Source organism: Flammeovirga sp. EKP202 (genome assembly GCF_014534745.1).
Taxonomy (GTDB): domain Bacteria; phylum Bacteroidota; class Bacteroidia; order Cytophagales; family Flammeovirgaceae; genus Flammeovirga.
Genome location: NZ_JACVVP010000025.1, coordinates 1 through 14,689, shown reverse-complemented (window position 1 = coordinate 14,689; position 14,689 = coordinate 1). Strand labels below are relative to the sequence as shown.

6 protein-coding genes and 1 riboswitch are annotated in these 14,689 nt (G+C 36.6%); of the genes, 3 read left to right on the top strand and 3 right to left on the bottom strand.

Annotation, left to right across the window (positions count from 1 at the left end; all coding sequences use genetic code 11):
- Positions 1-96: 96 nt before the first annotated feature.
- Positions 97-1,785, top strand: a complete 1,689-nt coding sequence (locus IC221_RS15885) for a ribonucleoside-diphosphate reductase subunit alpha (protein ID WP_223241404.1) — start codon at positions 97-99, stop codon at positions 1,783-1,785.
- 1,660 nt (positions 1,786-3,445) lie between these two features.
- Positions 3,446-4,321 (top strand): haloalkane dehalogenase, encoded by an 876-nt coding sequence (locus tag IC221_RS15880; RefSeq protein WP_188169913.1) that lies wholly within the window; start codon positions 3,446-3,448, stop codon positions 4,319-4,321.
- 33 nt (positions 4,322-4,354) lie between these two features.
- On the opposite strand, the gene IC221_RS15875 is transcribed toward IC221_RS15880, so the two are convergent.
- From IC221_RS15875 to IC221_RS15865, 3 genes are all read right to left on the bottom strand, one after another.
- Positions 4,355-4,873: a hypothetical protein gene (locus tag IC221_RS15875; RefSeq protein WP_188169912.1), complete on the bottom strand. Its 519-nt coding sequence runs from the start codon at positions 4,871-4,873 to the stop codon at positions 4,355-4,357.
- A gap of 465 nt (positions 4,874-5,338) precedes the next feature.
- The gene (locus tag IC221_RS15870; protein ID WP_188169911.1) at positions 5,339-6,979 is read right to left on the bottom strand and encodes a RagB/SusD family nutrient uptake outer membrane protein; all 1,641 of its coding nucleotides are present in this window, start codon (positions 6,977-6,979) and stop codon (positions 5,339-5,341) included.
- 35 nt (positions 6,980-7,014) lie between these two features.
- A complete protein-coding gene (locus tag IC221_RS15865; RefSeq protein ID WP_188169910.1) occupies positions 7,015-9,942 on the bottom strand; it encodes a TonB-dependent receptor in 2,928 nt (975 codons plus the stop codon).
- Between the two features lie 540 nt (positions 9,943-10,482).
- Positions 10,483-10,590, top strand: a riboswitch (SAM riboswitch).
- Between the two features lie 126 nt (positions 10,591-10,716).
- On the opposite strand from IC221_RS15865, the gene metH reads away from it, so the two are divergent.
- Entirely contained in the window at positions 10,717-14,523 is a 3,807-nt protein-coding gene (gene metH, locus IC221_RS15860) for a methionine synthase (protein WP_188169909.1), read from the top strand.
- The last annotated feature ends 166 nt before the right edge of the window (positions 14,524-14,689 follow it).

Sequence of the window (14,689 nt, the reverse complement as noted above, 5' to 3'; positions counted from 1 at the left end):
TCTTACAGAAGAAATATCAAAGTGCAGAAGGATTTTTACCGTCCTTTTGCACCTTCAATACTATAACATATTACCACCCTCAGTTCTAAATATTTTATGTCTGATATTAACATGACTATCGAGACTTCTCAGTTGGATTCACACCCAAAATGGATGACTGATGAAGGGCTCCAAACCTTAAAAAGCGGTTATCTTCTAGAAGGAGAAAATGTACGTGATGCTGTAACAAGAATTGCAAAAGCTGCAGCAGCTCGTTTGAAAAGACCAGACTTTGAGAAAAGATTTTTTGATGCGATATGGAATAACTATTTATGCCCAGCATCACCTGTATGGTCAAATATGGGTACTGAAAGAGGATTGCCTATTAGTTGCTTTGGTAGTTATGTGCCAGATAGCATTGCGGGTATAGGTAGTACTTTGGGTGAGGTAATGATGATGTCCAAAATCGGAGGTGGTACATCAATCAACGTTTCAGATGTACGTCCAAGAGGATCTGAAATTACTAATAACGGTACAAGTAATGGTGTTTATCCATTCTTGGAAATGTTTGATTCGGTAATCAATGGTACGAATCAAGGAAATACAAGAAGAGGGATGTTAGCCGCTTACCTTGACGTTGAGCATGGTGATATTGATGAGTTCTTGACGATTAAAGATGTAGGAAAGTCCATCCAAAATATCTTTATGGGTGTTTCAGTTTCTGATAGCTTTATCCAAAAGGTAAGAGAAGGAGATCAACGCAGTAGAGAGGTTTGGGCGAAAGTCATCAAATCAAGAATTGAAAAAGGAATTCCTTACATTTTATACAAAGACAACGCTAACAATCAGCGTCCAAGATGGTACAAGGATCAAGGTATGGAAATCAAAGCTTCTAACCTTTGTTCTGAAATTATGTTACCATCCAACGAGGACGAATCATTTGTATGTTGTTTATCATCATTGAACTTAGTAAGATATGATGAGTGGAAAGATACTGACCTTGTAGAAACAGCTATCTTCTTCTTAGATGCTGTAATGGAAGAATTTATTGCGAAAGCAAAAGGCATCCCTCACATGGAAAGAGCCGTGAACTTTGCTAAAAACCATAGAGCACTAGGTTTAGGGGTTTTAGGTTGGCATAGTTTCTTGCAGAAGAAGAAAATTCCTTTTGCAGGTATTGCTGCAGATTCTTGGACAAGAATCATCTTCAAACAAATCAAAGAACAAGCGGTTAGAGCGTCAGAAAAGTTAGCTTCTGCATATGGTGAGCCAAAAGTAATGATGGATACTGGCAGAAGAAATACTACTTTATTGACAGTAGCTCCAACAACTTCTAATGCATTGATTGCAGGTGGTTACAGTACAGGTATTGAGCCAATTGCAAGTAACTACTACGTAATGGACTCAGCAAAAGGTACTTTCTCTCGTAAGAACAAAAACCTTGAGGCATTATTGGATGAAAAAGGTTTGAATACGCCAGACGTTTGGAAACAGATCTTAGCAGATGGTGGTTCTGTTCAAAATATTGGAGGTTTAACAGCCGAAGAGAAGGAATTATTCTTGACATTCAAAGAAATCAATCAATTGCAGATTGTAAAGCAAGCGGCATTGCGTCAGACTTACTTAGATCAATCTCAAAGTTTGAACTTGAATTTCCCTCCAACAACACCTGTAAAAGACATCAACAAAGTAATGTTGGAAGCTCATGCTTTAGGTGTGAAAACGCTTTATTACCAAAGAAGTGAGAGTATTTTAAGAACGCAAATGAATGTAACAGGAGACGAATGTATCTCTTGTGAAGGCTAAAATGAGAGTATTGTAGTCAGTTACAATATTTAAATTTTGGAACATAAAAAATCAGGCTATTCTAAATATTAGAATAGCCTTTTTTGATTGAATCAGTAGTTATTATTCTATACTATCGCAAACTAAAAATTTCTTAACAAGACCCCCCATGTACGATGAATACTTGGGAGGCTTGTCTATAAGTATGGCGGGAGAGTGTCCCGCGCTCATAAAATGAGCCAAATTAATTAGTGACTTTGACCTACAAAGCTTAAGACCTACAAGAGGTATGGATAATTAACAGCAAACTGTAATTATACTTTTGAATTTCTTAAGTACTAAGACAAAATTATATACCACTAATTCTGTTTATTATTTTGCGATTACTTCCTTCAAAAAACGCTAAATAGAACCACTATTCATACGTTTTTTAGCGTTGTACTCCCAAAAAATAAATAAGAATTAGTTATTATTTATTTTTGACTTAGTACTTATTCTAATTAATGTGTACTTATTTAAAGTTCTTTTTTTATAAAATTTTCTATAGAGAAAGTATCTGAGTTTATACTCTGATAATGACTTGGGGAACCTCAGAGGAGAGAAGCACTCCTCTGAAGCAGAATAGAACTATAGACAAATTTTCTATTCAAGGGACCCGCCATATTATCTTATACACTTAATCGTATTAAACTAAGAGTTATTTACGGATACTTCTATTCATTTTGACGTAATTATATGTTCTAATTTTATGAATTGTTAAAAAACAATAATCGATAAAATTAGTTTCTAATAGACTGTATTTTGAGGGGTTAAATCGAATTTATTTCATTTTCACTTATGCAATTTTACAATAGTTTTTCCATTTTCACAAATTTCAAGTAATGTAAAGTAAACAGTGTTATGAGGTTGTGTTTGTATGTTTATATAACTCAATAATGTTGATCGCTACATACTCAAAATTAATTGTATTAGTGCTATTGTCTATTTTTCGATTGATAAGGTGTGTTTAAATCGGTTGCATAAATTTTGATTCCCTTTTAATTAAAAAATTCTGTATTTGTACAATTTTTATGAATTGAATGTGTCCTTGAGAGGGTGAATATTCTATTATTTCATTGTGATTATCTTTTTAATATGTCTATTTTACACTAATTAAGCTCAATTTAGGAATTGGTCTTTTAATACATTGTAAACTAAATTTTCGTTAATTAAAATAACTCCTTTTATGAAGGATTAATGGTAGTGTGTTGTGGTTCGCGAGGACGTTGCAATGCAACGTCTCTACAGAACTGCATTTTAGAAAATTATTATAAAACCTTTGTCTTTTAACATGTAATCAGATCATCATTTAGTAGTATCTCCCTCGGCCTTGAAGGGAAAAGCGTGAAGAATTTCATGAAGTGAGCCGTTAAAAATGATTTTGCTGTTTGAGCTTTAGCGAGTTTAAAATCATTTAGGCGAGTGAAATGGAATTTAGCTTTTGACTTCTAAGCCTAGATTTTTTGCTTCGTTTTTCATCAATGGAAAAATGAAGAAGAAGGAAGCTTGAAAGTTGATCCTATAAATGCTGGCAGAAAGGCTGATTGAAAGTTGACGAACATTTAGTTTACAATGTATTTAGAGCATTAGCTACCAATTTTTAGTTTGCTATGCATTCGGTTACTCTTTAATATCTTAAACTATGGAAATTTTATCTGCAGACCTCAGCTCTTTCGATAAACTGACGGAATACCCTTTTACACCTCACTTTATTGATAACAACGGTATTAAGATGCATTATATTGATGAAGGTGAAGGGGAAACTATCTTGGCACTTCATGGTGAACCCTCATGGAGTTACCTCTATCGAAACTTTATTCCTGTATTATCTGATTACCGATTTATCGCTCCAGATTTAATTGGTTTTGGTAAATCTGATAAATTGTCCTCCAAAAAAGATTACAGCTTTGAACTGCATTATGCGTCACTAAAAAATCTAATGAATACTCTGAAATTAGAAGAGGTGACCTTGGTGGTACAGGATTGGGGAGGGCTGTTGGGTTTGAGTTTACTCGGAGAATTTCCTGAGCGTTTCAAAAGGGTAGTAATCATGAATACTTTTCTTCCCAAAGGAAAAAAGCTTTCTCTATTTTTTAGATTATGGCAATTGTATGCAAAGTATCATCCTTGGTTACCTATTGATCAGATTATTCAGAAAGGAACATACACCAAGTTAGATGAATCTACGTTGGAAGCTTATCGTTTGCCTTTTCCTAATAAAGCATCAAAAGCAGGAGCAAGTATTTTTCCATCTTTAGTGCCATCAAACCCTTCAGATAAAGGAGTATTTGAAATGAATAGAGCTAGAGATGTACTTTCGAAATGGGATAAACCTGCCTTAGTCATGTTTTCTGATAAGGATCAGGTTTTGGGAGGAATGGAAAAGTTCTTCTACAAACTGATTCCCGATGAAGTTCAAACAAGAATCATAATCCCCAATGCAGGTCACTTCTTACAAGAAGAGAAAGGAGAAGAAATTGCCAACCATATTAAATCCTTTATAGAAGGAAATCGTTAAGAGCATGTTTGAAACATTTTTAATAGAAAACGACTAACGATGTAAATAAAAATCACTCATATTACTAATACAAAAAGGACCATAATTGATCTCTGTAAATGCACTTTTTTCCGTGTAGTTGTTGACGTAAAAACTATCTTTCGTATTTCCATGCTTCAAATTTCTACGATAATTGTAACAATCGTTTTGATTGTGAGTATTTGTTGATAAGCTGAATTGATCCGAAGAATTAATGACAAAATCAATATGGCCATTAGCACCGTTAGCCCAACTGCCTTCAAAAGAAGAGGCAGAAAAGAAAAAGAGATTGTCTTCGGAATTATTGGTCCAAGTGTACCCATAGATTTCACCGTTATGTTTAACAATGAATTGTTCTATGATTATTTTATTTCCTTTAGAGGTTTTAAAAATATAGTATTTGGTGCTTCCATTCGATGTTCCATCACCTTCAATGGTGGTGTATTGACGTTTAGGTTCAATATCGGTGGAACCACAAGATGCAAAAAGAGACAATAGTATTGAAAGAAGAAGAATATTTAAGAGCATTCTCATAATTTAATATTTAAAGCTAAGCAAGTACAATAGTACATCATTTAAGTTTTGAGTAAGTAGTTATTACCTAATTACCAGCGTTTAAAGTTATCATTTTTTGAATACACTGAAAATAAAATACTTCTCTTATTACATTGAAATCTAAGTTTTAGGTGTTTGAGGTTTAAAAAATCAAGAAATTTCTGATGATCCAAAGGACAAAAATATTGCTATTCAACCTCTAATGTTCAAATAAAATAAAAGAGACCACCCTGAAATGTCCAAAGTGGTCTGAAACTGTTTTCGATATGACAATGGGCCTTTTTGTATGAATTACGTTCAATTCGTTTTTGTTGAAAATGCAGTAGACATAAACAAAAAATGCTTATGCCTACTTACTTAAACTACACTATTTAATTAAATTTATCTGAAAGGGAGTGATGTGCAAGAGTATTCGTTATTTGATTTATATAGATATACCGAATTCTAGTAACCATCATTTTGATTTAAGTTTGGATTAGCATCCACTTGTGCAGGAGGAATAGGATACAAGTAGCGGTGCGTTCCATCACTTGTTTTTCCTTGACTTGGTAACCAAAATTTATAAGTATTACCATTATCATCTACTTTTTCCTCAAACGCGTCTGGATCATTTTCCATTTGTTTGTTTTGCCATGCATCCAAATACTTACCATGACGGATGAGGTCTTGACGCCTTACGCCTTCCCAACATAATTCCCAACCTCTTTCCATTAGAATAAAGTCAAGAAGCGAATTTACTTTTCCATCATTTTGTAATTGAGTGAAGTGAGCACTAGCGTCTGCTATTGGTGAATCGGATTCGAAACGATTTCCTTGTGTTCTTAATTTATTGACCATAGCCAATGCTTCGCCATTCATACCTTTTCGTGCTAAAGCTTCTGCATGCATTAATAATACATCAGCATAACGAATTAATGGGAAGTCATTTCCTGACCAACCGCCCCAAGTTACACCGTCTGCACCTGGATCCGGCTCCCATTTCATCAGACGAACTCCTTGTGTTTTGTTGGCATCAAATAATGGAAGTTCTTGCTCGTGTTGAACAATGGAACCATCCTCTTTTTCAAATTCTGTATAGAATTGATTAATACGAGTATCGGTAGCATCAAAAGTTTGATAGCGGTCTGTCATGATTGAAAAACCGTTCCATTTTGATGGAACTTTCCACTCTATACCTTTGACCTTATGGGTGTCATAATGCACACCCCAGCTGTTGCCGTGATTTCCTAAAGGGTCATCTGCCGCATAAGTAATCGTGAAGATATAATCTGTATTATTTTCTTCATTGGCCAACTTAAACGTTTCTAGATAATCAGGGTAAACTGCATAACCTAAACCATCAATCACTTTACTGTAGCTAATTGCTTTATCCAAATGTTCTGAAGACGGATCAACCACTTTTGAACCATCTTGAAAATACACACCACCATTTAAGTAGATTTTTACCAAAAGAGCATAAGCAGCACCTTTTCCAATTCTACCGTAGGCAGGTTGGTCGGGTAGGGCATCTTTAATAGTTTCTAATTCATCTACAACAAATTGAGTCAATTCAGGACGAGTACTTGCAGGAGTGTCACCATTGTGTTGTGAAACTAAAACAAGTGGCACGTTGCCAAACATATCCATTAAGTTGAAGTAATAAAAAGCACGAAGGAACCGAACTTCATTGGCTGTATTGACTACTTCTTCTGTTTGCTCAAAGCCTTCTAACGTCTCCAATAATACATTTGCTCTAGCGATACCTTGATAGGGGGCTTCCCAAAGACCTTTTAAATGTGGGTGGTTTTCATTCCAAGTATGGGCATTCAGTTGCAGCCACTTTCCTCCATCATACCAGTCACCACCTCTCGTTGGAACTAACGTTTCATCTGAAGATACTTGAGAGAAACCCCAAGCATTTTCGTGGTGATAATACGATCGTAATGAAGCATATACTGGTGCAACAGCAGAAACTAAGTTTTCTGGGTCTTGGAAATACTCATCGGTTACAGAACTATAGAGTTCTTCGTTTAGATTAGTACATGAAGTGGAAGAGAATAAAGCACCTGCAGCAAGTGCGATCATCAATTTATTTCTTAAAATCATTATTTCTTAATTCTTTAAATTTGACAGAAGGGAGATTAAAATCCTACAGATATACCACCAATATATGTTCTAGCGGCAGGGTAGTTGTTGTAGTCGATACCTACAGGAGGTACTTGACCACCACCTGATGGAGCATTGACTTCTGGATCATAACCGGAGTAATTAGTAATCACGAATAGGTTTTGACCTGAAGCATATACCCTTAGACTGCGGATGAATTTTACGTTTTCCATTTTAAACGTATAGCCTAAAGTCATATTTGAAAGACGAATAAATGAGGCGTCTTCTATAAATCTAGAATTGTATTCTGTAGAACGAACACCGTCTTCTACCGCTACTTTCATAACATTATAAGTACTGTTTTCAGCATATAAATCATTTGCGTTAGAAAATTCTTGAGCAGTGTTGTTAAATACTTGGTGTCCAGTAGCAGCATTAAGGAAAAAGTTGAAATCCCATTGCTTAAATCTGAAAGTATTATTGATACCGAAGGTCCATTTTGGAATAGCCTGACCTAATACTTCTCTTTCATCGGATTGAATTGCTTTACCATTTTCATCTAAACCTAGGTAGCGAGGACCATAAAAAGTACCATAAGGCAAGCCTGGCTTAATGACTTGTGAGAATTGTCCTGTTTGTCCACGACCACCTACTGAACCCGTAAGAATTTGTTGGTAATCACCGATGTTTTTGACTTCATTTTCATTGTAAGCCGCAACGATTCCTGTTTCCCATGTAAAATCATTTTTGCTCATGTTTAGTGTATTTAATGAAATTTCAACACCTTGGTTAGTCACTTCACCAACATTTTGAAGGTATAAATCTACTGGAGCAGGTTGAGCTGCTTCTAATTCAAGAAGTAGGTCAGTAGTATTTTTTTGATAGAAATCTAACGTACCGTAAACAATGCCTCTGAAGAATTCAAAATCAATACCGAAGTTAAGTTGAGTTGTTTCCTCCCATCTCAGGTCAGGATTTGCATAGTTATTATACGCCACACCAGAACCGATGCCGATAGCACTAAACTCTTTATCACCAGATAAAGTTGGTAATGAACGGTAGTTGCCAATTTCTTGAGAACCTGTAACACCCCAACCTGCTCTTACTTTTAAGTTAGTGATGATATCATTTGAACTTAAGAAATCTTCTTGAGACACTCTCCATGCTGCCGAGAATGAAGGGAATACACCCCACTTATTATTAGCACCAAAGCGAGAAGAACCGTCTGCACGAACAGTAGCCGTCATTACATACTTGTCTTTATAGCTGACATTGGCTCTACCAATCCATGAAATTAATTTGCTCGATTCCTTGTTGGAATTAAGGATAACCTCACCACTTGTCGCATTTAAATTGTGCTCAGCTGTTTCATCTACATCAAAACCTGTAGCATTGGTGTAGTTGTATTCTTGTCCAAATTCTTGGTAAGTATAGCCAGCTAATGCATTAAGTTTTAGGTCTCCGAATGTTTTAGTATAGTTGATTGTACCTTCTAGTAGAATATTATGTAAATAGTTATTTCTAACATCAGCAGAACCATTACCTTTAGAAACCCACTCAATACTACTTGGAAGGTAAGCATCTCTTTTAGCAGAAGTAATATCACCTCCTAGGTTTAATCGACCTGTAAGGCCTTCTATAAATTCAGCTTCGACAAATACGTTACCTAAAACTCTTTGTGTTTTAGTGAAATCACGAACTGAGTTGGCCATGATATAAGGGTTTTTCTCTAGCTGATTTGCAGAAGAATAATCTGAAGGTAATAGCGGAGACATACGCAACATATTATTGATGACACCACCATCCAATGCTCCTCCAACACCATAGGGGAGGTTGTTGTTGTAGGTAAATGAACCCATCATATTGGCTCCAAGCTTCACTTTATTGCTAAGCTTTTGTGTAATGTTCATTCGACCGCCTATTCTTTCCATTCCCGAATTGACCATAATACCTTCTTGGTTAAGGTAGTTAATGGAAACACGGTATTGCGTTTCAGCTGTACCTCCTGAAATACCAATGTTGTGATTTTGAGTAATAGCATTTCTCGTCATTACTTCTTGCCAATCGGTATTCGCACCAAGGTCTAGAGGAGAAGTACCTTCAGCAGCGGTAGCCGCTCTATATTCATCAGCAGACAATACTTCTACTTTTTTAGCCAGTTGAGAAACACCAAAGTAGGCGTCATAATCTACTTTTGCCTTACCTTCTCTTCCCTTTTTTGTAGTGATGATGATGACACCATTGGCACCTCTAGCACCATAAATTGCAGTGGCGGAGGCATCTTTTAATACATCAAAAGAGGCAATATCACTTGGGTTGATTGAAGCTAACGGGTTCTTAGCTGCAGATTCGGAATACACTCCACCTGTACCTGGATCTGAAGCTGTATTATCAATAGGGAATCCATCAATCACATAAAGTGGCTCATTAGAAGCCGTAAGAGATGTACCACCTCTCACTCTGATGTTTACCCCAGCACCGGGTTCTCCTGATGAAGGAGTCATTTGTACACCGGCAATCTTTCCTTGAATCAATTGGTCAGGAGAGGCCATCACACCTTGGTTGAAGTCTTCCGATTTAATGGAAGCCATGGCTCCTGTAACATCTTTTTTCTCCATTTGTCCATAGCCTACAACGACTACTTCCTCCAATTGTTCGGCGTCTACTTTTAGTTGGATGGTGAATTTTGTTTTGTTTCCAATCGTTACCTCTTGATCAAAATAACCAATATAGGTGACTAATAGTGTTTCATTTCCTTCAGGGACATTAAGTGAGAATTTTCCTTCAAAATCTGTAGTTGTTCCAAGTGTAGTTCCTTTAATAATTACATTTACACCTGGTAGTGGACTTTTCATTTCATCGTTTACAATACCTGATATCATTCTATCCTGAGCATAAGCTCCAAAAGTAGTAAGTAATAGAAATACAGATACAATACTGAACAGTAGTATTCTTTTTTTCATTTGTTAAAGTGGTTTTAATAAGCAATGAATAGTTGGCACACATGTACGGACGTCATGTGCCTTTGGTCATTTCATTTCATTGTCTTCATTTCATTTTCATTTCAAAGTAATAGACTAGTTGAGCTGCTTTAAATTTAAATTTAGTTTGATCTCGAGATAGGAGCTTTAGCTTGTCTGTTTACAATTCTAGGAGTAATTGCCTGATTTTGCAAATTTTAATATTGGCTAAAATTGTATGATTTTGATCTAAAAATTGAATAATTCAAAGTGTGATACCATCGAGATGAGATAAGGGTTGTGATCTAACTTTTCAACCGGTTGTGTTATTTGTGTAACGAATTTTAATATACGATAGAAACCTGTTGCGCAATCTGTTTCGGTAGGCTGTAAAAATGTATTAATTACGTTTAAAATTTTGTACAATTCCTTTTTATTCAAAATTTAAAAAAAGATAAAAAAAGTCATATTTTTTTATTGATAAGCCTTATTTTCTTCCTTATTTCTGTTCAAATTTCTAAAAATGTGTCTATCTTTGCCGAGTGCTTATCAAGAATGGCAGAGAGAACGGGCTCGTAGATGCCATGGCAACCGTTGTTCCCAACGAAAGGTGCCAAGTCCCGCTTCGGAAGTGTCCGAGAAAGATGAGCTAAATGCATTCGTTCATGAATGATTATCTCGAAAATTTATTAAGCACGTTTTTGTCCTCTTAAGGGATATGATATTACTGTATCCACTTAACAGAGGTAAGTGAAACGTAACTTTTAGAAAATACTTATGTCAAAAAAGCTCAGAGAGTTAGCAAAAGAGCGTGTGCTGATTTTGGATGGTGCAATGGGTACTATGATCCAAAGACACAAACTTGGAGAAGAAGATTACAGAGGAGAAAGATATAAAGATCACCCTTGCGATGTAAAAGGTAATAATGATATGTTGTCAATCACACAACCGAATATCATTAGAGATATACATAAGCAGTATTTTGAGGCAGGGGCTGATATCGTAGAGACCAATACATTTAGTGGTACTGTCATTGCGATGGCGGACTACGAAATGGAAAGTGAAGTATATGAGCTAAACTATGCCTCTGCAAAGTTAGCAAAGGAAGCTGCAATAGAATTTACGGAAAAAGAACCACATAAACCTCGTTTTGTAGCGGGGGCTATTGGACCTACCAACAGAACAGCTTCTATTTCTCCAGATGTTAACGATCCTGGCTATAGAGCGGTTACTTTTGATGATCTAGTAGAAGCTTATTATTTACAAGTGCAAGGTTTGGCAGAAGGTGGGGCAGATACAATTTTGATTGAAACTGTATTTGATACCTTAAACTGTAAAGCAGCACTTTTCGCAGCAGAAAAGTATTTTACTGACGTAGAAGAAGGAAAAGTAGTCTCAGCAGTTCCAGCCGGAAGAGAAGATGAATTCCCGAACTATTATAAAGGAGAGCGTTTACCATTGATGGTATCAGGTACGATTACCGATGCATCAGGTAGAACACTTTCAGGACAGGTCGTTGAAGCATTCTGGAACTCTATCAGACATGCCGACTTATTTAGTGTTGGTTTGAACTGTGCATTGGGTGCTGATTTACTTCGTCCTTATATCCAAGAATTATCACGTGTAGCAGATATCAATATTTCTGCTTATCCAAACGCAGGCCTTCCAAACGAATTTGGTGAATATGACCAGACTTCAGAAGAGATGAGCTCAATTTTGAGTTCTTTTGATGGTTTAGTCAATATCGTTGGTGGATGTTGTGGTACTACTCCAGAACATATTGGAGGAATTGCTGATACATTTAGTAATGCGAAAGTTAGAGAAACGCCAATTCAGGAGCCATTTCAACGTTTGAGTGGTTTAGAACCGGTAACGATCAAGCCTGATAGTATTTTTGTGAACGTTGGGGAAAGAGCCAACGTAACAGGTTCGGCAAAATTCCGTCGTTTAATTGAAAACGGTGAGTTTGAAGAAGCGATTGAAGTGGTAAGACATCAGGTAGAAGGCGGTGCTCAAGTGATTGACGTAAACATGGACGAAGGCATGTTGGATTCTAAGGAATGTATGACACGTTTCTTGAATTTGATCGCTTCTGAGCCAGATATTGCCAAACTTCCAATCATGGTCGATTCTTCAAAATGGGAAGTAATCGAAGCAGGTTTGAAGACTTTACAAGGTAAGGGTATTGTAAACTCTATTTCTTTAAAAGAAGGAGAAGAGGATTTTATCCATAAGGCGACTATTATTAAAAACTATGGTGCAGCAGCCGTAGTAATGGCATTTGATGAAAACGGTCAAGCGGATAACTTCGAAAGAAGAAAAGAGATCTGTGGTCGTTCATACGATATCCTTGTCAATAAAGTAGGTTTCCCTCCACAAGACATCATTTTTGATCCGAATATTTTAGCTGTAGCCACGGGTATTGAAGAGCATAACAACTATGCAGTTGATTTCTTCAAGGGTACAAAATGGATCAAAGAAAACTTACCACACGCTTTAGTAAGTGGTGGTGTTTCTAATATCTCATTCTCATTTAGAGGTAACAATGCGGTAAGAGAAGCAATGCACTCTGTATTCTTATATCATGCTGGTAAAGCAGGGATGGACATGGGTATTGTAAACCCTGGTATGCTTGAAGTGTATGAGGAGATTCCAAAAGATTTATTGGAGCACGTTGAAGATGTTATCTTAAATAGAAGAGAGGATGCTACAGAGCGTTTGGTTGATTTTGCTGAAACGGTAAAATCGAAAGGGAAGAAGAAAGAAGTAGACCTTTCTTGGAGAGAGAATTCTGTAGAAGAAAGACTTTCACATGCCTTGGTGAAAGGTTTAGTGGAATTTGTTGACGTAGATGTAGAAGAAGCTCGCCAGAAATTTGATCGTCCAATTGAAGTGATTGAAGGTCCTTTGATGGATGGTATGAACGTGGTAGGTGATTTATTTGGTGAAGGTAAAATGTTCCTTCCTCAAGTAGTGAAATCTGCTCGTGTAATGAAAAAGGCAGTAGCGATTCTTATTCCATATATTGAAGAAGAAAAAGCCAAGAATCCTGATTTGGAAGCTTCATCTTCAGCCGGTAAAATCTTAATGGCCACTGTAAAAGGGGACGTGCATGATATCGGTAAAAACATTGTAAGTGTAGTACTCGCATGTAACAACTTTGAGATCATTGACCTTGGTGTAATGGTGCCATTGGACAAGATCATCAGAACTGCTGTGGAAGAGAAAGTTGATGTAATCGGTCTTTCGGGATTAATTACACCTTCATTGGACGAGATGGTTTATGTAGCTGATGAGTTAGAACGTCAAGGATTAGACATTCCAGTATTGATTGGTGGTGCAACGACTTCAAGAATCCATACAGCCGTGAAAATTGACCCGAAATATTCAGGTTCAGTAGTGCACGTATTGGATGCTTCTAAGTCAGTGCCAATTGCATCAGCTTATACTTCAGATAATAAAGAGTACCGTCAAGAGGTGATTCAAGAGTTCAAGGACGAATATGCAGCATTGAGAGTTTCTCACGCGAAACGTCAAGGAGCGAAGAAGTTATTACCAATCGAAGAAGCGCGTAAGAATAAGGTTGAGATTGATTGGGAAACAACACCAATCACTAAGCCATCATTCTTAGGTGTAAAAACATTTGAGGACTACAGCTTAGAGGAAATCTCACACTACATCGATTGGACACCATTCTTCCAAACTTGGGAACTTGCAGGTAGATTCCCTGCAATCCTAAAAGACGAGGTAGTAGGTAAACAAGCAACAGACCTTTTCAATGATGCAAAAGCGTTATTAAAAGAGATCGTTGACAATAAATTACTTCAAGCGAATGCAGTAGTTGGTTTCTTCCCAGCAAACAGCATTATCGATGACGATATTGCTTTATATGACTTCAAAGAAGAAGATGTAGAATTGCCAGATGCAGAGCATCATCATTCTACTTTCTATAGAGAAGATAGAGAAAAGCAAGTAGGAACACTTTGTCACTTAAGACAACAAAACAAGAAAGCAGCAGGGAAGCCAAACTTCTGTTTGAGTGATTTCGTTGCTCCTGTAGAATCGGGTAGAAGAGACTATGTTGGTGGTTTTGCTGTTACAGCTGGTATCGGAATCGATGCTTTAGTAGAGAAATACGAAGCGGATCATGATGATTACAACAGTATCATGGTAAAAGCTTTAGCCGATCGTTTAGCAGAAGCATTTACTGAATTGATGCACGAAAAGGTAAGAAAGGAAATCTGGGGTTATGCGAAAGATGAGATCCATAACAACGAGGAATTAATTGATGAAAAATATCAAGGTATTCGTCCAGCACCAGGTTACCCAGCATGTCCTGATCATACTGAAAAAGACAAGTTATTTGCGATGCTAGACGTAGAGAAAAACATTGGCGTTTCTCTAACATCAAGTTATGCAATGACACCTGCAGCATCCGTAAGTGGTTGGTATTTCGGTAACGAAAATTCTCGTTACTTCGGTTTAGGAAAAATCAATAAAGACCAATTGCAAGACTATGCGAAACGTGTAGAGAAAGAAGAGCATATCATGGAGCGTTGGTTAGGAAGTGTTTTGAGTTACTAATTCACCTCAACTGATTATATTCTAAACTCGTACTGTAAGTCCAAATCGAAAAGGCTTATGGTACGAGTTTTTTATATTTCATACTTTACTACACTGTAAACTAAATTTTAGTAAATTGAAGATCTTAAATTTAAAGAGATGAAAAGAGATCATATTCAATTAAGTG